Origin of the sequence: Ruegeria meonggei, assembly GCF_900172215.1 — a bacterium.
Lineage (GTDB): Bacteria > Pseudomonadota > Alphaproteobacteria > Rhodobacterales > Rhodobacteraceae > Ruegeria > Ruegeria meonggei.
On sequence record NZ_FWFP01000003.1, the window covers coordinates 318,894 to 341,288 of the forward strand.

Annotated in this window: 18 protein-coding genes; 6 read left to right on the forward strand and 12 right to left on the reverse strand. The window is 56.4% G+C overall.

From position 1 onward, the window contains the following. The first annotated feature begins 83 nt into the window (after positions 1–83). Positions 84–998, forward strand: coding sequence for a LysR substrate-binding domain-containing protein (locus RUM8411_RS06735; protein ID WP_085821907.1), 915 nt, complete (start codon positions 84–86; stop codon positions 996–998). Positions 999–1,033: 35 nt separating this feature from the next. Here the strand turns inward: RUM8411_RS06735 and RUM8411_RS06740 are convergent, their stop codons facing one another. Both RUM8411_RS06740 and RUM8411_RS06745 read right to left on the reverse strand, forming a co-directional pair. Beyond that, positions 1,034–2,722, reverse strand: a complete 1,689-nt coding sequence (locus RUM8411_RS06740; protein ID WP_085821908.1) for a Na/Pi cotransporter family protein — start codon at positions 2,720–2,722, stop codon at positions 1,034–1,036. Positions 2,723–2,759: 37 nt separating this feature from the next. Next, a complete protein-coding gene (locus tag RUM8411_RS06745) occupies positions 2,760–3,503 on the reverse strand; it encodes a DeoR/GlpR family DNA-binding transcription regulator (protein WP_234995146.1) in 744 nt (247 codons plus the stop codon). A 325-nt stretch (positions 3,504–3,828) separates the two neighbouring features. On the opposite strand from RUM8411_RS06745, the gene RUM8411_RS06755 reads away from it, so the two are divergent. The 3 genes from RUM8411_RS06755 to RUM8411_RS06765 all read left to right on the forward strand — a co-directional run bounded on the left by RUM8411_RS06755 (position 3,829) and on the right by RUM8411_RS06765 (position 7,798). After that, positions 3,829–6,174 carry a fatty acid cis/trans isomerase gene (locus RUM8411_RS06755; RefSeq protein ID WP_234995147.1) on the forward strand — a complete coding sequence of 782 codons (2,346 nt, stop codon included), beginning with the start codon at positions 3,829–3,831 and terminating at the stop codon, positions 6,172–6,174. A gap of 75 nt (positions 6,175–6,249) precedes the next feature. Next, positions 6,250–6,918: a PAQR family membrane homeostasis protein TrhA gene (trhA, locus tag RUM8411_RS06760; RefSeq protein ID WP_085821911.1), complete on the forward strand. Its 669-nt coding sequence runs from the start codon at positions 6,250–6,252 to the stop codon at positions 6,916–6,918. Positions 6,919–7,099: 181 nt separating this feature from the next. Then, positions 7,100–7,798 carry a Hint domain-containing protein gene (locus RUM8411_RS06765; RefSeq protein WP_085821912.1) on the forward strand — a complete coding sequence of 233 codons (699 nt, stop codon included), beginning with the start codon at positions 7,100–7,102 and terminating at the stop codon, positions 7,796–7,798. A 133-nt stretch (positions 7,799–7,931) separates the two neighbouring features. On the opposite strand, the gene xylA is transcribed toward RUM8411_RS06765, so the two are convergent. The 4 genes from xylA to xylF all read right to left on the reverse strand — a co-directional run bounded on the left by xylA (position 7,932) and on the right by xylF (position 12,434). Beyond that, positions 7,932–9,239 (reverse strand): xylose isomerase, encoded by a 1,308-nt coding sequence (xylA, locus tag RUM8411_RS06770; protein ID WP_085821913.1) that lies wholly within the window; start codon positions 9,237–9,239, stop codon positions 7,932–7,934. Positions 9,240–9,249: 10 nt separating this feature from the next. Beyond that, positions 9,250–10,053, reverse strand: a complete 804-nt coding sequence (locus RUM8411_RS06775) for an ATP-binding cassette domain-containing protein (protein ID WP_085821914.1) — start codon at positions 10,051–10,053, stop codon at positions 9,250–9,252. Then, entirely contained in the window at positions 10,053–11,351 is a 1,299-nt protein-coding gene (locus tag RUM8411_RS06780) for a sugar ABC transporter permease (protein WP_085821915.1), read from the reverse strand. Before RUM8411_RS06780 ends, RUM8411_RS06775 begins: the two co-directional genes overlap by 1 nt. A gap of 63 nt (positions 11,352–11,414) precedes the next feature. Continuing rightward, entirely contained in the window at positions 11,415–12,434 is a 1,020-nt protein-coding gene (gene xylF, locus RUM8411_RS06785; RefSeq protein WP_085821916.1) for a D-xylose ABC transporter substrate-binding protein, read from the reverse strand. Between the two features lie 152 nt (positions 12,435–12,586). Here xylF and RUM8411_RS06790 point away from each other — a divergent pair, with 152 nt between their 5' ends. Both RUM8411_RS06790 and RUM8411_RS06795 read left to right on the forward strand, forming a co-directional pair. Next, positions 12,587–13,807, forward strand: coding sequence for an ROK family transcriptional regulator (locus RUM8411_RS06790; RefSeq protein WP_085821917.1), 1,221 nt, complete (start codon positions 12,587–12,589; stop codon positions 13,805–13,807). Then, positions 13,797–15,302: a CRTAC1 family protein gene (locus RUM8411_RS06795; protein ID WP_085821918.1), complete on the forward strand. Its 1,506-nt coding sequence runs from the start codon at positions 13,797–13,799 to the stop codon at positions 15,300–15,302. Before RUM8411_RS06790 ends, RUM8411_RS06795 begins: the two co-directional genes overlap by 11 nt. On the opposite strand, the gene RUM8411_RS06800 is transcribed toward RUM8411_RS06795, so the two are convergent. The 6 genes from RUM8411_RS06800 to RUM8411_RS06825 all read right to left on the reverse strand — a co-directional run bounded on the left by RUM8411_RS06800 (position 15,303) and on the right by RUM8411_RS06825 (position 22,390). Continuing rightward, positions 15,303–16,601 (reverse strand): cytochrome-c peroxidase, encoded by a 1,299-nt coding sequence (locus RUM8411_RS06800; RefSeq protein WP_085821919.1) that lies wholly within the window; start codon positions 16,599–16,601, stop codon positions 15,303–15,305. It lies immediately after the preceding gene. Next, positions 16,598–17,527 (reverse strand): aldose epimerase family protein, encoded by a 930-nt coding sequence (locus RUM8411_RS06805; RefSeq protein WP_159453857.1) that lies wholly within the window; start codon positions 17,525–17,527, stop codon positions 16,598–16,600. Before RUM8411_RS06805 ends, RUM8411_RS06800 begins: the two co-directional genes overlap by 4 nt. Positions 17,528–17,546: 19 nt before the next feature. Further along, positions 17,547–19,004, reverse strand: a complete 1,458-nt coding sequence (gene xylB, locus RUM8411_RS06810) for a xylulokinase (RefSeq protein WP_085821921.1) — start codon at positions 19,002–19,004, stop codon at positions 17,547–17,549. Between the two features lie 90 nt (positions 19,005–19,094). Next, entirely contained in the window at positions 19,095–20,249 is a 1,155-nt protein-coding gene (locus tag RUM8411_RS06815; protein ID WP_085821922.1) for a Gfo/Idh/MocA family protein, read from the reverse strand. Then, positions 20,249–21,304 (reverse strand): sugar phosphate isomerase/epimerase family protein, encoded by a 1,056-nt coding sequence (locus RUM8411_RS06820; RefSeq protein WP_085821923.1) that lies wholly within the window; start codon positions 21,302–21,304, stop codon positions 20,249–20,251. The genes RUM8411_RS06815 and RUM8411_RS06820 overlap by 1 nt, the downstream gene beginning before the upstream one ends. Before the next feature lie 27 nt (positions 21,305–21,331). Beyond that, a complete protein-coding gene (locus RUM8411_RS06825) occupies positions 21,332–22,390 on the reverse strand; it encodes a LacI family DNA-binding transcriptional regulator (RefSeq protein WP_085821924.1) in 1,059 nt (352 codons plus the stop codon). Positions 22,391–22,395: the final 5 nt, after the last annotated feature.

Here is a 22,395-nt window from a genome sequence, read left to right on the forward strand (position 1 = left end):
CCATAATTCAAGTTCAGTTTTTTTGTTACAAACATAATATAGTGTTATGAAATTCGCTTTGAGGTATCAGTTCGGGATCGAAAATGGGCCAGGTTTTAAGAATTCGGCAGTTAGAGGCGTTGGTGGCGGTGATCGCAAATGGCTCGATGACGGCGGCGGCGGCAGATCTTGGTGTCAGCCAGCCCGCGGTCAGCCGGTTGCTGTCAGATCTGGAACAAGCGCTGGGTTTCCAGCTGTTTGACCGCCGCGACGGGCGTTTGGTACCTTCTCAAGAGGTGCGGTATCTGCAACCGAATGTTGAACGCGTTTTGGAACTGATGAAACAGATTTCAGACGTCAGCGAGGATATCACGCAGCGCAAAGCCGGGCATATCCGCGTGGCCTGCCTGCCCGGTTTCGCAACCAGTCATCTGCCTGGCGTTGTGGCGGATTTTCTGAAGAACAGGCCCGGTGTCACCCTGACCATCGAACCGGACCGGCCCGAGCGAATCTTTGAATGGATGATTGGTGAGCAATATGACTTTGGCATCACCGACGGGTTCAACGGGCATCCTGCGATCGAAAGCCGGAACATCGATGTTCGTTCCGTTTGCGTATTCCCTGAAGGCCATACGCTGGAATCCGTGCACGAAGTAACACCATCCTTGCTGGCCGACGAACAGATCATCCATACGCGGCGCGACAGCGACTTTTTCGGGCGCTTGTCCCGAGTGTTTCAGGACGCCGATGTCACGCTGAATTCTCATATCGAGGTTCGGCAGTTCACAGCCGCATGTGAACTGGTCGTCAACGGTGTAGGCGTCGCCATCGTGAGCGAGTTGGATGCGGTCAAATATGCCGGTCGGGGGCTGAGTTTCCGACCCTTCAGGCCGATCCTGCCTCATACCCTGTCTCTGGTCCGCCCGGTGCTCAAGCAACCGTCTCTAGTGGCGTTGGAGTTCATAGAACTTTTCAGCGACAGTCTGATCCCCTTTATGACGGAAGCGACGACGGGATAAAGGTATCCTTCCGTCCCGCCCCTGCCGCTTGCGTCTTAGACTTCTGTGTTTCGCTCTCGTTCTGGCAGGTCCTCGATCAGGCGCGTTTCCAGCAGCTGACCATTGGCATACAGAATCGGTGTTGAGATGGCCGCGATATGACTGTTGAACTCGCGGAACGCGCGAAGAGTCTCTAGATGGATATCGCTGGTCTCAAGGCTATCAACCTGCCCGCTCTGCAAACGCCGGAAGTGACGTTTACGGCTGTCTCGTTCGGCGCGCTTAATCTCGGTTTTTTCCAGGTTCAGAAGCCGCGCGCTTTCAATATCTTCCGAAATGAGAACATTGGTTGCCAGTTTAAGATTGGCCAGAATTTTCTCGTGCAGCTCCTGCAACTCTAACCATCCCTCGTGCGAAAACTGCTTGCCCGTCTCTTGCAACTCGGTGGCCAGAACAGTCAGGCGCTTGGCCACGACATCCCCCGCAGTTTCCAACCGAACGGCATATTCCAGAACGTCGCGCGCCTCGTCTGCGTGTTTTTTATCCATCTTCTCGATTGGCAAGGATGCCACAAAGGTCCGGATATCCGACAGGCTTTGGTTTACCTCGTGATCGAGTGTCTGAACTGCCTTGATCTGCTCGATCTCACCAGACCGATACAGGGTCAGCAAGGGGCTGAACATCAGCTCGACCTGATCAGCCATCCGTAATAACTCTCGCTTGAGCGCCGAGATGGCCAGTGTCGGGGTCTCGGCCAACTGCGGGTCCAGCGCACTGGCCGGTTTTGCACGGGCTTCGGGTTCGGACCGGCGCGGTGCATCCGGCAACAGCCGCTCGAACGGACCCTTCAATAATTGGCAAAACGGCAGCGACAGGATCAGCAGAGACGCGTTGAATGCCAGATGTGCATTGACCAGCATCTGCCCCTGATACCCTACCCCCAACACACCAGCCTGAACGGCGAGGTTGGCTGCAAACAGGCACAGGATCGCCCAAACACCCCGCAGCGCCAGATTGGCAAAGGGGATGCGCCGTGCCTGTATGTCCATGCCTCGTGTCAGCCATACGGGGATCAGCGCGCTGCCCAGATTTGCCCCCAACACCAGTGACAACCCGGCGGAAAACGGCAGGGCACCGATCTGCACCAGTGTCACGCACATCAGGATCGCAGCCACGGAGCTGTGCATGACAAAGGCCAGTGCCCCGCCGACAAGAAACGCGGTCACGTAATCACGCACCAGATAGTCGGCAATGGCAGGCAAAAAAGCGCTGTGTTGGATCGGATCCATCGCCTCGCGCAGGAATCGCAGGGATATCAGTATAAAGGCGACCCCCATAAGGATACGCCCAATCTGACGGGGTTTCTTACGCTCGGTCTTGACGAACAGCCATCCACCAACGGCCAGTAGCAATGGCACAAGCCAATCCAGGCGGAAGGACAGAATCTGGATGATCAATGCCGATCCCAGATCACCACCCAGCACGATCGCAAGACCGGCTGGAAACGACAAAAACCCACCCGCAGCAAACCCAGACGCCAGCAACGCAACCGCAGCCGAGCTTTGCAGCACAAGCGCCATTACCATGCCGGTCATACTTGAACCGATGGCACTGTTGTTGCGGGTCAGAACACGTTTGAAAGACGCGCCATAGCTGCGCTCAATCCCGGTGCGCACCATGCGTACGGCAAACAACAACAGCATTGTTGCTCCCGCCAATTGCGTCAGGAAGACTAGTATTGCCATTCTGAGCACATCCTTCGTTCTGCTCGGTGAGACCGGATCATTCCGCCACCTCTACATCAATCTGCCAGCGCTCAAGTTTGGCCGCCAGTTTCTTTCCCGGTGCAACATCCGTTACAAGCCGCCCGATCTGGCTGGGATCGAAACCCTGATGCCGTCCCGCGGTCTCAAACTTCTGATGAACCATGGCCACAAGCGCCAGGCTGGTGCGTTCCAACACGACCGAGGCCAATTCGGCCTCAACCGGGTTTTCGTACAAAAACCCGTACTTCGAATTTAACGCGTCCGCGCTGAGCAGAGCGACGTCGTAGGAATAGCGGCGGGCCTGCGCCTCGGCCACAAAGCCAAACGCACCCAATTCATCCTTGCGCATTTCACCACCCAGCAAAAACACGCGGTTGCCGTTATGCTCAACCAACTCATGCGCAACTTTGGTCGAGTTGGTCACAACGGTCAGGTTATGCCGGACCCTCAGCTCTTCGGCACCAATAGCGGTTGTACTTCCAACGTCCAGAAACACGGTGGCCCCGTCGGGCACAGCCTTTGCAACCGCCTTGGCTATCTTGCTCTTTTCCTTCGTAAACTCGCTGAAACGCTGGAAGAACCCCGTTTGCTGGCGTGTTTCGAGAAGACGAACACCACCGTGTCCACGGGCAACAACACCCATTTTTGACAGGGATTTGACCGCTCGCCGAACTGTCTCATCCGAGACATCCAGGAATTCTGCAATTTCTGCATTCCGCGCATGGCCGCCAAATTGGCGAAGCACTTCAAGGAGTTGCATTTCCCTTGGGGAAAGGGTTTTTTGTGGTGTCATATGTTGTTGTCTGCTCACTAGAACTTTGTGTCATACGCGCTGGACAAGAAAAGTCCACACTAACGTTGGTATTTTCCACAATATCCCACATTTTTGTTATGTTTCGCAACCACACCGCGCGCGGACCGTTTCACAGGCGCGAAATCAAGTGGGCTTCTTTCCAGCGCAACGTCTGAATCAGAGAGCAGGATGCTGGCAAGGCCGCCTTTTTTCATTTGATCAGTGGGCTTTATATGAACAAACTCAGTCCACGTTTCAGATTGTGGACCGCGAACAACCCCGGAGGGCATTGATGCAGAAAGCTCGATCATTGCGACGTAGCATGGTTTCGGTGCTCATTGCATTTGCATGTGCTGCCCCACACTGGGCCGAAGCACAAAGTGATCCAAGCGTTGCATCTGCAACCAATGCCGATTGGGCCGAGGTCAAAGAAATCATGGATCGGCGCTGTGTCGTTTGTCACAGCTGTTATGACGCGCCGTGTCAGCTAAAACTGACCTCCCCCGCCGGGCTGTTACGTGGGGCCAGCAAACAAGCCGTTTATCACAGTCAGCGCCTTGAGGATGCGCCGCTGACCCGACTGGGCGTTGATGCGCAGTCCCTACCCCAATGGCGGGCACTTGGATTTCACTCGGTGACGCAGAATGTGGAAACTGACCCCAGCTTGTTGGAAAGATACCTGAATCTGGGTCGCCTAAACCCTATGCCCGAAAACGCGCCTGTTCCTGCCGCGCTTGACCTGACTACAGATCGCCCTCTGGCCTGCCCCACCCCTGATGAGTTCGATGCCTACCGCGATAGCAATCCGTTGGCCGGCATGCCCTACGCAACTGCGCCGCTTGAGGATCACGCGCACCAAACACTTGTGGCATGGGCACGCAGCGGCGCGCCATTACCTTCCGACCCCCCCAATGTTCCCGACGACATTCAGGCTCAGATCACTGAGTGGGAGGCGTTTCTGAACGGCAAAAACATGCGCCCCCAACTTATGAGCCGGTACATTTACGAACACTTGTTTCTGGCCCGGTTACACTTTCAGGGTGATGACCCAAGACGCTTTTTCCAACTGGTGCGCTCAACCACGCCGCCCGGTGAAAAGATCGGCATCATAGCAACCCGTCGCCCCTTTGATGCTCCGGGCGTGAACCCGTTTTACTATCGCCTTCAACAAATTGACGAAACGATCGTGCACAAGGAACACCTTGTCTACGAGATTGGGCCTGATCGGATGGCACGTTTCCAGACACTGTTTCTAGACCCCGGCTGGACGCTTGCCACTGCGCCGCCCTATGGCGATGCCGAGGGCGGTAATCCCTTTAGCACTTTTGCCTCTATGCCCGCCCGCAGCCGCTATCAGTTTTTGCTTGATGATGCCTTGTTCTTTGTCCGCAGCTTCATCCGCGGCCCCGTTTGCCATGGGCAAACCGCCGTGGATGTGATCGAGGACCGGTTCTGGGTCAGCTTCCTGGACCCGGACGCGGATCTGTCGATCACCGATCCGGCCTTTCTGCAAGACGGAGCGGTACATCTGGAGCTGCCCGTCTCTGGGGTTGACGGCGGCGCGTTGGGCGATTTGCAAGGATTTTCGCATGCGAATCAGGTCAGGTATCTTGAGTTCCGCGATGCCCGTTATCGCGACAGCGCGGCGCACACAGAAGGGTTCGACTACGATGCAATCTGGGATGGTGATGGCACCAACCCGAATGCGCTGATCACGGTTTTCCGCCATTTCGACAACGCCGCTGCAATGACCGGATTTCATGGTGACATCCCGGAAACGGCGTGGGTCATCGATTATCCGATTTTCGAACGCATCTACTATGATTTGGTGGCGGGGTTCGATGTGTTTGGTCGGGTCGAACATCAGCTTTCGACACGTCTGTACATGGATGAGCTGCGGATGGAGAGCGAAGACACTTTTCTGTCCTTCATGCCCAAAGCGGCCCGTCAGCAGATACACAAGAAATGGTATCAAGGCACATTGGCTGAAATTCATACCTATTGGCACCACCGCCACGTCGATGCCAGTTTTCCCACCGGCATCGGCTTTGAAACTTCGACGCCCAAGCAGGAGTTCCTGTTGACACTGCTCGCACGCGGCAATGGCCTGTGGTCGGTGTCAGACCCAATCAACAGATGCGCTGACGCAGATTGCTCGCAAAGCCAGACCCAACTCGCCCTGCGCGCGTTGGCCAATCAACGTGGCGATTGGGTGCGGTATTTGCCGGACCTGTCTGTTCTGGTCGTCGAAGACAGTGGCGGTGCGGCAGACGTCTTCTCACTTGCCCATGATAAGGCCCACACGAACGTGGCGTTTCTGTTCGACGAGGCAGCCCGCCGAGACCCTGAGACGGATGTTCTGACAATTCTGCCCGGGCTGGCTGGCAGCTATCCGAATTTCTTCTTCAAGGTTCGGCAGGACGAGTTGACCGCCTTTGTCCAGGACCTGAAAGCTGTAGGGTCGCAAAGTGATTTCATGGAAGTTGTGGCCAACCATGGCGTACGCAGAACAAGCCCGGAATTCTGGCCGTTGAGTGACCGAATTCATGAAATCTTCATACAGCGAAACCCGGTTCATGCGGGTATTTTGGACCTCAACCGGTACAAAGACCCTAAATCAGCTGATGATCCGACCTGATCCCGTGTCGGACCCGCTATCGATCAATTGACAAGTTAACTTGCCGCACCTCGATCCGGCCCCTAAGTTTTAAGTATGCGGTCTTATGCAAATATCCGCCCGGCCTATAGCCGGGCCGAACGTATAAGTGACGGAGTCGTGCACGTGCTGGGCGTGACGTCCGCCCTTGTTGCGGTACCAGCCCTTATCGTGATGTTGGTCTTTTATCGGTCCGAACCTGCTGCGGTACTGGGTGCTTCGATCTATGGCGCCACGCTGGTTCTGATGCTCACGTTTTCGGCGGCGTACAATATGAACGAAAGTAAAAGGTGGTCCGATCTTTTGCGGCGTCTCGATCACTCAGGCATCTATGTCAAAATAGCCGGGACCTATACGCCGTTTCTGCTGGTCTCAGGCGTGCAGGCACCTGGGCTGCTGTTGGGGTTATGGTCTTCGGCGACGCTTGGATCGTTGTTGAAACTCATCGATCCCAATCGCTTTCGCTGGTTTGGACTGGCCCTATACCTGATGATGGGATGGGCCATTGTGTGGGCCGGTCAATCCACCTTGGCCGAGCTTTCGCCAACGGTTTACTTTCTGATGATCGCGGGCGGAGTTGTCTACACGGTCGGCGTCACGTTCTATCTTCTCGATTGGCTGCCCTACCACAACACGATCTGGCACGTGTTTGTTCTGACCGGCAGCATATTGTTCTTCTTTGCCGTAGCGCTCCGTGTTTTGCCCGCGCCGCTTGAGGTAACTTGACCCTGCCCACACCTTTTGGCGCCGCCCGGATTGTTACCCCACGTTGTAATTAGTAACCCCACGGAATCTGGCCTGCTGCGGCCCTTCCAATTCTCGTACGCCCTGACTATTTAGCGCCGACTTCCTTACAGCTCTGCCCGTCATTAACTGAACGTAGGGCGACCGATTTGCAGGCGCATTCATGGCAAAACCTTCATTCATCGGCCTTGCGCCGAACGCTACCTCTTACTCTGAAACCAACGCGACCCTCTCGGTATCCTCCGGGCCCGGTGCGAATTCCCAGGTCGACGTGCCCTGTTTCGCGAAAGGAACCCTGATCCTGACCCCGCGCGGCGAGGTCAAAATCGAAGACCTGAAATCTGGTGACTTGGTCACTATGGCCGATGACACAGAAAGACCAATCGAATGGGTCGGTTCAAAAACCGTCCAAACCGATCCTGAAAGTTGCGAGCGGCTGAACCCGATTCAGATTTCAATTGGGGCCCTGGCACCAAACGTGCCTTCTGTCCCTTTACGGGTATCGCCCAATCACCGCGTTCTTGCTTCCCGACCCGAAAATAAAATTCACTTCGGAGAACCGTCGGTTCTCGTCCCCGCCAAACACCTGACATCGATGGACGGAGTCACCCAAGACGACACCCCTCAACAGGTGACCTACTACCATCTTCTGTTCAAACGGCATGAGACCGTCATCTCAAACGGCGCAGAAACCGAGAGTTTTCACCCAAGCGATGCTGCGTTCAACAGTCTTGCAGAACAATCTCGCGAAGAGATACTTGCGTTGTTCCCTGAACTTCGAGACCGGAGTAAGAACGCTTACGGCGACACCGCAGCCCGCGCCGTGCAAGACCACGAGGTCGACCTGCTTAACTTCAGCTGATCCGCTTGGCACAAATCGACGACTTCAGTGGCCCCAACCCCTTGCATTGCCGAATTCTGCCCGGCAGTGGCGAGGGGCCTACCAAACCCGCGCGAAGTAACAGGCACGTAAGCAGACCGGACTTCGGAGCGGGTCAAACGAACCTGTTCACATAGTTTTCCAGAATCTCCTGACGTCCAGATTTCGGTTCGGGGTTGATGTGATCCGCCAAAACTCGGTCGGATATGTCTTGCAGGCTGGATTCCAACATGGATTGCGCCGCAGGAGTGTCCCAACCGGAATACCGTTCTGCCAGGGCCGCATCCATACCACCATCCTGGATCATCGCAGCCGCGGCCTTGAACCCTCGGGCGCAGATGTCCATGCCACCGATATGAGCGGCCACGAGGTCCTGCGCATCAATCGATTGACGGCGGATCTTGGCATCAAAGTTGGTCCCGCCGGTCGAAAACCCGCCATCTTTCAGAATGTGGTAATATGCCAGCGCGACCTCTGGCGTGTTGTTCGGAAACTGGTCTGTATCCCAACCCGACTGGTAATCGTTGCGGTTCATATCGATCGATCCCAACATGCCCTCGGCCGTTGCCACCGCGATCTCATGTTCGAAACTGTGGCCGGCCAGGATTGCATGACCCTGTTCGAGGTTCAGCTTCACCTCATCCTCCAGCCCGTATTTCCTGAGAAATCCGATGCAGGTCGCCGCGTCATAATCATATTGATGTTTCGAGGGCTCTTGCGGCTTCGGCTCGACCAGAATGGCGCCTTTGAAACCGATCTTATGCTTGTACTCCACCACCATGTTGAGGAACCGGCCCATATGGTCAAGCTCGGTGCCGATATTGGTGTTAAGCAGGGTCTCATACCCTTCGCGCCCGCCCCACAGCACATAGTTTTCGCCGCCCAACTTATGTGTGGCGTCGATGCACGACTTCACCGTTGCCGCCGCAAAAGCAAAGACATCGGGATCAGGGTTCGTGCTGGCACCCGACATCCAGCGGCGATGGCTGAACATATTGGCTGTTCCCCAAAGCAGCTTGGTGCCAGCGCCTTCCATCTTTTGGCCGATATAATCGGTGATCTCTTCTAGCGTGCGCAGGTTATCCGCGTAATTGCCCTGATCCGGACGAATATCTGCATCATGCCAGCAAAAATAGGGCTGTCCCAAAATCTCGAACATCTCAAATGCGATATCCGCTTTCATCCGGGCGCGGCCCATATCGTCTTGCGGATACCATGGGCGTTCAAAGGTTGGTCCGCCAAACGGATCACCGCCCTCCCACGCGAAAGAGTGCCACCACGCGACGGCAAAACGCAGGTGATCTTCCATACGTTTGCCCATTACGATTTCGTCCGGGTTGTAGTGACGGAAGGCAAGTGGACTGCCGCTGTCTGCCCCCTCGTACGAGATGGTTTCGATGCCTTCGAAAAATCCGCTTTTCATCTCTGCCCCCTTATTCTGCTTTTTGCCCCGGCTGCTTGCCAAGAATAATCATCGACAACAGGTCGTCATCTGTGACGTCCTCAATATCAACCGTTCCGACAAGCTTGCCGTTTTTCATAACCGAGGCCCGATCGCACAAGTCCATGACCGCGTGGACATCGTGATCGATCAGAAAGATACCGATACCTTGCGCCTTGAGCTGATGGATCAGGTCCGCCACCATCTGAGTTTCATGCGGACCAAGGGCCGCCGTCGGTTCATCCATGATCAGAATACGCGCGTTGAAATAGACCGCACGCGCGATGGCCACGGATTGCCGTTGCCCGCCCGACAGTGCCGAGACGGGATCGTTGAACTTTTGAAAATTGGGATTGAGCTGCGCCATGATCTTGCGGCACTCAGCCTCCATCGCAGCGTCATTGACCAGTCCCATAGGGGTGGTCATTTCGCGGCCAAGAAACAGGTTGGACGTGGCATCCAGATTGTCGGCCAGCGCAAGCGTCTGATAAATCGTCTCGATATTGTTCGTCCGCGCATCCCGTGGGTTGGTGATCTCAACCGGCTTGCCATCAATCAGGATTTCCCCGTGATCCATCTGATAGGCACCAGACAACACCTTGATCAAAGTCGACTTTCCAGCCCCGTTATGCCCCAAAAGGCCCACGACTTCACCAGGATAAAGATCGACCGAGACGTGATCCACGGCTTTGATCCCACCAAAGGAAATCGAAATCTCGCGCATTTCGACCAGTGGCGGCGCGCCTGAACCGCGGCCCGTATTTGAAGGCGTCTTTTGCGTGTCCTGAGCTTGCATCACTTTGCCCCCAATCGCTTGCGGTAGACGATGTCGATATAAACGGCCAGCACAAGAACGCTGCCGACAACGATGTTCTGGAACGGCGCATCGACGCCGACCATTGCCATACCAGACTGCAGCGCCTGCATGATCAATGCACCAAGGATCGCGCCATAGATGGTCCCGATCCCGCCCGATAATGCGGTGCCGCCGATGACGGCTGCGGCAATGACCCTCAGCTCATCCAGCGTGCCGATATCGTTCGAGTGGTTGGCCAAACGCGCCGAAGCGACCACGGCCGAGACAGCACACAAGAACCCCATCAACGCAAATATCTTTACGGTCAGCAGCCGTGTGTTGATCCCAGAAAGTTCAGCCGCGTCCGGGTTTCCCCCGGTGGCAAAGATATAGCGCCCGAACCGGGTTTTCCGCGCCACAACAGTCAGGCTGACCGCAACGATGATGAGGATAAGCACTGAGATCGGAATGCCATACCCGACAACCAGCCCTTCCGGCATTACCTCTCCGCGCGCTTCAAACATGCGCTGCAGCCTGCGGGTCGGAATGGCGTAGCTGTTGACGATATACACATAGCCCAGGATTGCGACTGCGATGATTGTTGCCATTGTCGCCTCGGCCCAGACCGGTTTGACCGGAAAGCCATGCGCGGCCTTGGCGCGTCGGCCGCTCCACAACGCCCAGATCGCAATCGCGGTGGCGAACAGCCCAAGCAGCCAGCTTGCCGATGTGCCGAGGGTGCCGTTGGTTCCCCCGAACATTAGAAACGTGCTGTCCAGGGGGCCGATCGTTTGTCCGCTGGTCATGTACCACGCGACGTTGCGCCAGACTAGGAAGCCACCAAGCGTAACGATAAAGGCGGGAATGGTCAGATAGCCCACCATCCAGCCGTGAAAGGCACCGATCAGCGCGCCAATCAGCAACCCCACAACAATGGTAATTGCCCATGTCACCGGGTTGCCCAGTCCCAGCCCCAGGATATGCGGCAGCAACTCGGTTTGCGTTACAGCCATCACTGCGGACGTGGTCGCCAACAACGCACCAACGGACAGATCAATGTGGCGGGTGACGATGATAAAGACCATTCCGCAGGCCATGATCGCCACAGACACAGTCTGAATGGACAGGTTGAACAAGTTTCGCGGTGTCAGAAACCGCCCATCCGTAAAGATGTTGAAACCAATGCATAGGATGACAAACGCGCCGATCATTCCCAATAGCCGCATATCCAGTTCCAATTGCTGGAACAGGCCTGGCTTTGCTTTTTCAGGAACCGGCTGAGACGAAGTTTCGGTCATATCCGATCTTTCATATTCAGCGAGGGTCCCCGGCCTTAGCGTGAAGGCCGGGGATTTTAGGGTTTAATTACAGGGGGCTGGACCGTTTTCGACACCCTGACAAAGGTCTGCCAGCGGGATCCATCCGGCGTCCACGACAACCGTCAAATTGTCCTTGGTGATCGGCACCGGTGCCAGAAAGACCGAGTTCATCTCGGTCCCGCCGGGCGATGTCCAACTGACCGCTCCATCGACGTCAGACGGGCTGGTGCCGCTGCTCAGCGCGACTGCGATCTCGCCTGCCGCCTTGCCAAGTTCACGGGCGTCTTTCCAGACCGAAACCGTCTGCGTGCCCAGCGCAACCCTATTCAGCGCTGCATGGTCCCCGTCCTGTCCGGACACAGGAATACCTTCCATACCTTGCGCTGTCAGGGCCGCAACCACACCGCCAGCTGTTCCATCGTTTGAGGCAACAACTGCGTCGACGTTGTTTTCATTCGCAGTCAGGATCTGTTCCATGTTCCGCTGGGCGTTGGCCGGAAGCCAGCCATCTGTGTAGGCCTCACCCACGATTACGATGTCACCGCCATCAACCGCTGCGCCAATAATCTCTTGCTGGCCACCCCGCAGAAAATCAGCGTTTGGATCGGTGGGAGAACCCTTGATCATTACGTAATTGCCCTTGGGCATCGCCTCAAAAACAGCGCGCGCCTGCATCCGTCCGACTTCGACATTGTCAAAGGTCAGGTAAAAGGCGCGGCCATCTTCGATCAATCGGTCGTATGCAACAACTGGGATACCTTCGTCAGCGGCAGCCTGAACAGCTGGACCAATGGCCTGCGCGTCTTGGGCAAGAATGATCAGGGCATCCACACCCTGAGCGATCAGACTTTCAATATCTGCCAGCTGCTTGGCAGACGACGATTGCGCGTCTGCCGAAATATACTCGGCACCGCCTGCTTCAAGGGCTGCCTTGATCGCCGCTTCGTCGGTTTTCCAGCGCTCTTCCTGAAAGTTGGACCAGCTTACGCCGACAACCGGCTCGGCAAACGCGGCCGAGCCCAACAATGCAACCGCAGCTGAAAAGCTGAGAATTCGTTTCATGATTTCCTCCCATTTGCTGAGCCATCGCCTCTTGATTCGTGGCCCTCACCTTTACTGAGTAGCATATTTATTTCAGTCAGTAAAATATTTACTCTATTCGAAATGCGGAAATCCAAATAGATTGGGGTCATGACAAGATTCGTGAGGACAAGATGCTGAAAAGCAAAGATTCTCCAAATTCTCTGGACCAAAGAAACGCGACCCGCCTCCGCGTTCTGGAACATATCAGAACGCGCGGCTCGATCTCACGAACCGATATCGCGTCGGCTCTGCAGACCAGCCCGGCGACGGTTACGGCCGCAACAGCAGACCTGATTGCGGCCGGTCTGGTAAAAGAGACTGAAGGCGAAACCTCGGCCAAATCCGCGAAACGCGGCAGGCCGCGGGTCTTGCTGCAGCTGGATGGTCGATCCCATCTGGTGGCGGGCCTGAAAGTGGCGCGCCATGTCATCTCGGTCCTGCTGGTCGATTTTGAAGGCAATGAAGTCACGTCACATATGCACCAGCTGAAAGACGTCCAGATGACGCCGGTTGCATTTGTGGCCACCGTTCGACTGGCCCTGGAAGAGGCCTGCGACAGGATCAACGGATCGATCCAACAGTTGGCAGGCGTCTCAATCGGAATTGCAGGGTTGGTCGATGCCAAGCGGAACTTCGTTCATTGGTCATCCTCGATTACTGATCGAAACGTCGATTTCAGCTATTTGTTTTCAGAAGGCCTGCCCTGCCCCACTTTTGTCGAGAACGACGCCAATCTGGTCGCAAAGGCCGAGCAGCTTTTTGGACAAGGCAAAGGCCTGAAGAACTTTTTGGTGGTGACGATAGAACACGGTGTTGGGCTTGGGATCGTACTGGACGGCAAGCTTTACCGCGGAGAGCGCGGCTGTGGTGCTGAATTTGGCCATGCCAAGGTTCAGCTCGATGGTGCATTGTGCCAGTGCGGCCAGCGTGGCTGCCTTGAGGCCTATGTCGGGGACTATGCATTGCTGCGCGAAATGACGGTCACCGGCCACAGTTCAGAGATGGCCAACGTGTCGGACATCCATGTTCAGGCCAATTCCGGCGATCAGCGCGCCGCATCGGTTCTGGCACGCGCAGGTCAGATGTTTGGTCTGGGTGTGTCCAACCTGATCAACCTGTTTGACCCCGAGTGCATTATCCTGTCGGGCGCTCAGATGAGCATGGAACACCTCTGTTCCGAGGATGTCATGAACCGCATCAAAAACGGTGTTGTTAATGTTGATGCCCCCTTGCCTGAGATCAAGATTCATCAATGGGGCGACCTGATGTGGTCCAAGGGGGCCGCAGCCTATGGGATCGAACAGGTCTCGATCCTCAAGGTGCAGGAGCTTGCAGTACAACATGCACCCTGAGCTTGCTGTCCTTGTCACCCTAGCCTCGACCGCCAGCGCCGAGGTTCCCCGGTTCAACCCTGTCGATGTCCCCGCGCATATCTATGATGGCGGGTGGGAGCATTTCGTAGGCGGTGGTGTGGCCGTTTTTGACTGTGATCTAGATGCTCTGCCCGAGCTGTTTGTGGCAGGTGGGGCAAATCCCTCACAGCTGTTTCGAAACACCTCAGGCAGCGACGTCTCGTTCCGGGTTGAAACACCGGAACAGCTGTCGCTGACCGGGGTCACCGGCGCTTATCCTCTGGACATCGACAGCGACGGCATCATGGATTTGGTTGTATTGCGTGTCGGTGAAGACGTGTTGTTGAAGGGTGAACCGGACTGCGCGTTTTCCCCCTTCGAAACAATAGGTTTCCAATCAGACGACCACTGGACCACAGGGTTTTCTGCAACCTGGGAGATGGGCCAAACGCTGCCGACGCTGGCGTTTGGCACCTATGTCGATCGGTTTGATCCCGAAGGTCCTTTTGAAACTTGTGGTCCCACCCTTCTTTACCGACCTGACGGGGACAGTTACCAAGGGCCCCAACAGCTTGAACCGGGCTATTGCGCCTTGTCGCTGTTGTTTTCAGACTGGGCCCGCACGGGGCGCGCGGATCTGCGGGTCAGCAATGATCGGCACTATTATGTGCGCGGCGGGCAAGAGCAACTTTGGGCTATGGAGCCTGAACCGCGCCTGTACACCAGCGATGACGGATGGTTGCCTTATTCGATCTGGGGCATGGGCATCGCGTCCAGAGACCTGACAGGCGACGGGTTCCCCGAGGTCTACCTGACCTCAATGGGCGATCAGAAATTTCAGGTGTTTGATCCGCGTGCTGACGGCCCAACCTGGCGCGATGCCACCTATGAGAAAGGGACGACCGCGCACCGACCGCATGTGGGTGGTGATGGCCGACCGTCGACCGGTTGGCACGCACAGTTCGGGGATGCAAATAACGATGGCCTGGACGACATTTTCGTCGCCAAAGGCAATGTTGAACAAATGCCGGATGCGGCACTGAACGATCCCAATAATCTGCTTTTACAACAGGCAGATGGACATTTCACTGAATCCTCGGACCAGGCCGGCATTGCGTCAACGGCCAAGTCCCGCGGCGCGGCTTTGGCGGATTTGAACAACGACGGCTTGCTGGATCTGGTAGTCGTGAACCGCGGTGCCAACTTGGAAGTGTATCAAAACCAATCTGATCCGCGAAACTGGCTGTTGGTGGATGTCAGCCAGAACCGCCCAAATCGGTCCGCCATAGGCGGGTTTATCGAAGTCAGAACCGATCTTGGGTTGCAGACGCGCGAAATCACACTTGGCGGTGGCCATGCGGGCGGCAGTTCTGTGCTGCATCACTTTGGCCTTGGCGATGCGGACCGGATCGACATCCGGATGATCTGGCCCGATGGAGAAACAGGGGATTGGCATCGGGTCCGCCCCAACCAGAAAACCCGACTGAAACGCTGATCAATTCTCGACTGGCAACCCACTTGGGACGCGGTCGGGAACACCCAAACGCCGCGCCGGATCTTCGAGGCTGGTGAGAAAGGTAAGTAACGCGTTTATTTCAGCGTTCGTCAGGTTTGATGAGGCTAGGCTGTTGGCATCACCAATTGCCTCAACACTACTCGGATCAAGCATTGGCCTTTGGTCTTCGGCCCCAGGGAATTCGGGTAACACAGCCTTGTCCACCAAGTAGGCCTGCAGAGAAGCCACCGGATTCAGGTGATGCCGCACCACGTCCTCAAGCGTGGCATATGCCCCGGCGTGACCATAAGGCGCGGTCAGCGTCACGTTGCGCAATGACGGTGTCCGGAAGGCATAGGCATCCCCTTGGTCTCCCGTTACCCGCAGGCGACCGTCGTCGCGCGTGTGGTTCTCGAACCTTGCCGCTTTGCCGGGGCCAATCTGGGGCATCGCAATGGCGTGGAACGCATGATCGGTTTGAAACCAGCCAGAATGACAGGTGCTGCACCCTGCCTTTCCATAGAAAAGCTGCATCCCTGTCTGCACCTGCTCTGACATCGCCTCTTCCCCACGCATTGCGCGGTCGAACGAGCTGTTATCCGCGCGCCATTCAAAGGCGATGAAGTCGGCAATAGCATTTGCGATGGCTGTAAATGTGATGTCTTCCCCCGGCATGAGTTCGTCGAAACGCCGCTTGTATTCAGGAACCGCCGCTACACGTGCGGCAATCAAATCCCAAGCGCCGCCTTCCTGGGTCAAAAACCCAAGACGCACAGCCTTGCTGACCTCATTTTCCGAGTAGTGCCCGGCCATCTCATCCGGCGACAAAACCGGGAACATCGCCTGAGCGGCCAATGCAGATTGGAAACCGGACCTCATATGCGTGCCCAAAGGTGTCCGGATGCCATTTGGCAGATTGGGGTCGGCTTCCAGGCGTCCATCATGAAAAAACGTCGTGAACTCAACGGCCCCAAGATTCCAAAGACCGGGCGAGTTGCGGGGGATGCGCTGTTCGGGCGGGTTGTTCGGGTCGATCTTGCGATCAGGTCCCAGCCCAACGCCTCCTTCGCCGATCCCAAGCGAAAGACCATCCGAGGTACCAAGATCAGGATGGTGACAGGTCGCACAGCTGATATTCCTGTTCCCCGACAGGATCGGGTCATAAAACAGCAACTGTCCCAGTTGGGCATTGGCAAATTCTGGTTCACTGAATTCCGGTCTGGGCCCAAGATCCTGCGCGCTCACAACCGACGCAACCACCCAAGCGCCCAGCGTTGTTGAAATGCCATAATGCCTCATACCCGTCCCTCGGAAATTTCCAATACCAGCTTTTGGCGATAAGGTCTGTCCGGTGTGCAGATCACTGTTGGGAACGATGGAATGTTGACCGCATTTGGATAGCCTGAGGGTTCGATACAAACCCCTCCGCCCTTGCAGAAAGGGTCGGACAGATGTGCTGCAGAATAAATCTGCGCACCGGGCTGATCAGAACAGACGCTGAGTTTCGAACCATTGTCCACTGCAACCTCAACCACAGGGGTCTGCGGGTTTCTCTGGGGGTCAAAAACAAAGAAATGATCTATGTCCTGAGCAGCATTACCAATCAATTTTGGCACGGTGAAATCCAACCCGGTTTTGCCCACCTGCCGCAACTGTCCCGTAGGTATCCCTTGGTCATCGATATCGAGAATCCGATTTGAAGCCAGTTTCAGTCGGGTATCTGCGATACCATCGGTGCTGCCCAGCGTGTAATAATTATGCTGTGCAACACTGATGGGCGTCGGTCGGTCCGGCACTGCGGAAATCCTATAGGTAAGACAAGGGTAATTCAGGGTCACCCGAACTTGGAATTGCACTTCACCCGGAAATCCATTGTCGCCATCTGGCGATACAAGGTTCAAGACAACCTCGTTTTCTGCGGTCTGACTGAGTGACCAGTTTCGCCGGGACAAGCCCTTAACCCCACCATGCAGCGTGTTCGCCCCCTCATTCGCGCTGAGCGGATACGGTGCACCGTCAAGCCAGAATTCAGAACCGCCTATCCGATTGGCAACCCGCCCGACAATCGCGCCCAGATAATAGGGATCGGTCAGATAATCCTGCGGGTTTTCATAGCCCAAAATCAAGGGCGTTTCGTTGATCCACCACCCCTGGGTAATCGCCCCACAGCTCAGCAGAGCCACGGACATCGTGTGGTCATTCAGCAAAACGCGGTCAATCTGCACTGGTGTTCTCTGATCTGTTTTATCGAGCTGCGAGCGGCGCGAGGGCTTTGTAGGACTTCCCATAGCGTTGATACGCGGTTTCATACACGTCGAACAAATCCGCGCGCGGGTCAATAACGTCCGAGATTTGAGGGGGCACCATAACTTCGCCGGGGTTAGCACCGCTGACCGCACAGGCGGCCAATCGAGCGGCTCCAATGGCGGCCCCGAACTCACTGCCCTCGGGCAGCGCAAGCGGCACTTTTAACACGGTCGCAAGCGTTTCCAGCCAAAACCGAGAGCGCGCGCCACCCCCCACGGCAAGCAAGCGTTCAGGTTCAGTGCCAGTGCTTTTCAACGCCTCCAGACAATCCCGCATGGCAAAGGCAACGCCGTCCATGACAGATTGCGTCAGATCGACGGGTCCGGCAGACACATCGATACCAAGAAATGCCCCCCGGATATCGCTGTTGTTATGCGGCGTCCTCTCACCGGACAGGTAAGGCAGAAAGGTAATGGATGAGGGACCGGCCAGTGTTTCGGGTAATGCAGCCGCCAGTGATCCGACGGATTGACCGAGATTGCGGGACAGCCAGTTCATGCTGTTTGTGGCCGACAGAATGACACCCATCTGAATCCACCGCTCGGGCACCGCGTGGCAAAAGCAATGAACTGCGGTTTCAGGGTCTGGCGCGTACGTGCTTTTTGCAACAAGCAAAACCCCGGATGTGCCCAGCGAGACAAACCCTGACCCCTCATCAATACTGCCAATTCCACAGGCCGCAGCGGCATTGTCACCGGCACCTCCTGCGACCAAAACGGGTCCGGACAGGCCCCATTCCTGCAGCAATCCCGCCCTAAGCTCTCCTCCGGGCGCGCTGCCTTCTACCAGACGAGGCATCTGATCGGCGGTCATGTGGCTTAGATCAAGGGCGGATTCCGACCACGCCCGTTGTCCCACATCCAGCCAAGAGGTCCCGGCACTGTCGGACATCTCACTAATGTAATCTCCGGTCAGCCAGAACCGCAGATAGTCCTTGGGCAGCAGAACTTTTTCGGTCTTGGCAAACACGTCGGGTTCGTGATTTCGCACCCAGTCCAGTTTGGGGGCTGTGAACCCGGGGAAAACGATATTGCCGGTAATGGCACGCATCTCGGGTTTCTGGTCCAGGGCCGCCGCTTCTTGTGCTGATCTGGTGTCGTTCCAAAGGATACACGGCCGCAGCACTTTGCCATCTGCGTCCAGCAGGGTCGCGCCGTGCATGTGTCCGCTTAGCCCAATGCCACGAACTGCGGACAAGGCACTGGCATCTGCCGCGCGCAACGCGGCAATCACCTGCTTACAGGCCTCAATCCAATCCTCCGGTGCCTGTTCGGACCAGCCGGGTTTGGGCGTTGAGGTCTCGATACCTGTCTCAGCCTCAGCGACAACTTTCCAGTCGTCGTTCACCAGAATCCCGCGGAGACCAGATGTCCCCAAATCCAAACCTAAATACACTCAAAACTCCTTCTTTAAACACGCAATCTCTGCCACGCGTCCCTGTTGCATTAGATCACTGCCCCCGCGCAGACCCGCCAGCTGAGAATACTAGTCGAGCGTGACCCAAGCTGCGTCACGCGCCGAGCTTTGCACACATGCCGCGACGAATTTCACACCGTTGAGGCCATCCTGAATGGTCGGATACATCACTGCCGTCTCGGGCGACGCACTGGTTCTGAACGCACGGATCGCTTCTGCGGCCTCGCTGTAGATATTTGCAAACCCTTCCAGATACCCCTCTGGATGACCAGGTGGTACGCGGCTTAGCCGGTTGGCCGCCTCTCCGGCACCAGACCCATTGCGAGTGATCAACCGCTTGGGTTCACCGTAAGGCGTAAACCATAGATAGTTCGGATCTTCCTGCTCCCATTCCAATCCGCCCTTTTCCCCATACACACGCAGTCGGAGGGCGTTTTCATTGCCCGGCGCAACCTGCGAGGACCACAGCATCCCACGTGCCCCACCATCGAACCGCAGCAGGACATGGGCATTGTCGTCAACCTGACGACCGGGGACAAAGGCCTGTAGATCAGCAGCGAGGCTTTCGGCCTGCAGCCCCGTGACGAAACAGGCAAGGTTGTAGGCATGGGTACCGATATCTCCGGTCGAGCCCCCCGCGCCTGAGCGTACGGGATCGGTTCGCCACTCGGCCTGCTTGAAATCTTGCTGTTCGGTCAGCCAGTCCTGTGGATACTCAACCTGAACCACACGGATTTTCCCGATCTTACCATTGGCAATCATCTCGCGCGCTTGCCGAACCATCGGATAACCCGTGTAATTGTGGGTCAGGATGAACAAGGCGTCCGCGCTTTCGGCTGCCTTGACCAGTTTCTTTGCATCCCTCAGCGTCGAAGTCAGCGGTTTGTCGCAAATGACGTGAATGCCGCGTTTCAGAAACTCACGTGCCGCCGCATAATGCATGTGATTGGGGGTGACGATCGACACCGCCTCGATCCCGGATTTGAGCCGCGCTTCGCGTATCGCCATCTGCTTGAAGTCGTCATAGACCCGCGCAAGCGCCAGCGCCTCACCGCTTTCGCGGGACTTTTCAGGCGTTGAGGACAAGGCCCCGGCGACCAGTTCGAACTTGTCGTCCAGCCGCGCCGCGATGCGATGCACCCCTCCGATAAAGGCGTCATTTCCACCTCCAACCATACCCAGGCGAATACGCCCCGAATTGTCTTCGCTGCGCCCTGTAACCATCAGTCAATCCCCAGCATTTTTCGGTTGGCAGCTTCGTCTGCCCCGCCATCCGCAAAGTCATCAAAGGCCCTTTCGGTCACACGAATGATATGGTCCGAAACGAACTGAGCACCCTCGCGCGCGCCATCCTCGGGGTGTTTCAGACAGCACTCCCATTCGACCACAGCCCAGCCGTCAAAATCATTGGCCGCCATTTTCGAAAAGACCGCCCCGAAATCCACCTGACCATCGCCAAGAGACCGAAACCGCCCGGCCCGATCAACCCAGCTTTGATACCCGGAATACACGCCCTGCCGACCAGTTGGATTGAACTCGGCGTCTTTGACGTGGAACATCCGGATCCGATCTTTGTAGATGTCGATATTGTCTAGGTAATCAAGGCATTGCAGCACGTAGTGTGATGGATCGTACAGCATACAGGCACGCGCATGGTTGCCCGTCCTCTCAAGAAACATCTCGTAGGTCACACCATCATGCAGATCCTCGCCCGGATGGATCTCGTAACAGACATCCACACCGCAATCTTCCGCGTGATCCAGAATAGGCTTCCAACGCCGCGCCAGCTCATCAAATGCCGTTTCGATCAGACCAGTGGGGCGTTGCGGCCATGGGTAGATATACGGCCACGCCAAAGCACCGGAAAACGTCGCATGCGCTGAAATACCCATGTTCCGGGATGCTGAAAGAGCCTTTTTGACCTGATCCACCGCCCATTCCTGCCGGGCCTTGGGGTTTCCCCGAACGCTTTCGGCCGCAAACCCGTCAAAAGCCGTATCATAGGCCGGATGGACGGCAACCAACTGCCCCTGCAAGTGTGTCGACAGCTCGGTCACTTCAACGCCATTTTCCTTAGCTTTGCCTTTGAATTCATCGCAGTAATCGACACTGGAGGCCGCTGCCTCAAGATCGAACAACCGGCCATCCCAGCTGGGCACCTGAACGCCCCTGTACCCACAATCAGCGGCCCATCGCGTGATCGCATCCCATGAGTTGAACGGAGCATCGTCCCCAGCGAACTGGGCCAAGAACAGAGCCGGGCCTTTAATCGTTTTCATAGCGTTTCCTCCCCAAAACCTATGCCTCTATGGCGGCAAATTTTCCTTAAGGTAGATGTCGATGCGAATGCGTTCCTGCGCCCTGTTGAACGGAACCTTGTCGGATGTCGCGCGCAGAAGACGCACGGCAGACCGAACGATATGTCCCGAATCCTGTGAGATCAGTGCGTCGAACGTGCCACGGCACAGCGCCTCGCGGCTCAGTGGTGTCAGTTCGTGGGCGATAATCGCCAGGCCTTTACTGATCTTGCTTTCAGACAGGAACTGGACAAGCCCGGCATTGCCTGCGGCAGAAGAATATATTCCGACCAGATCAGGATAGGTCTCAAAAATCTCGGGCATCATCTTGTAGATCAGATCCGGATCATCGCGGCCTTCGACGGATGCGACAACTTCGAGATGTGGAAACTCTTCGGCGACGACCAGATCAAAGCCCTGACGCCGCTCAAGATGGTCCCGTGCCAGGCGGGAACCGGTCAGAACCAGAACCTTGCCGGGCCGGTGCACAAACCGCCCCATCAACTGGGCCGCCGTGCGTCCAGCGGATACGTTGTCAATTCCGACGAAATGATCCCGATCCGAGCTAGGAAGGTCAGACACCAACGCAACAACCGGCACGCCCTTGTCCCGAACCCTTTTCACTGCGTCCCGGACAGATGGCGTTTCCGGGCCAAAAACGGCGACACCGTCAACATCACGCCCATCGACACCGTCCAGGATTTCAACAATGTCCTGCGGATCAAACGGAGCGACCTTTTTGATCGTCATTCGCGTCCGTTCAATGAACTGGTCCCACGACTGTTCACCGATCTGAGTGCTGAGCGCCTCGACAAATTCGTTATCCGTGTCTGGCAGAACAAACAGGAAATTATAGACCCGATTGCGCGCAAGATTTGCTGCGGCGGTGTCGCGGACATAGCCCAGCTCATCAATTGCCTTTTGCACTTTCTGGACGGTCACCGCCCGAACGCCGGGCCGCCTGTTCAACACGCGATCAACCGTTGCCAGGCTGACGCCAGCCACCCGCGCGATGTCGTTCACCGTTGGTTTCTTCACCAATTCCAGTTTTTGTTTTTGGTCTTCCACTGGTC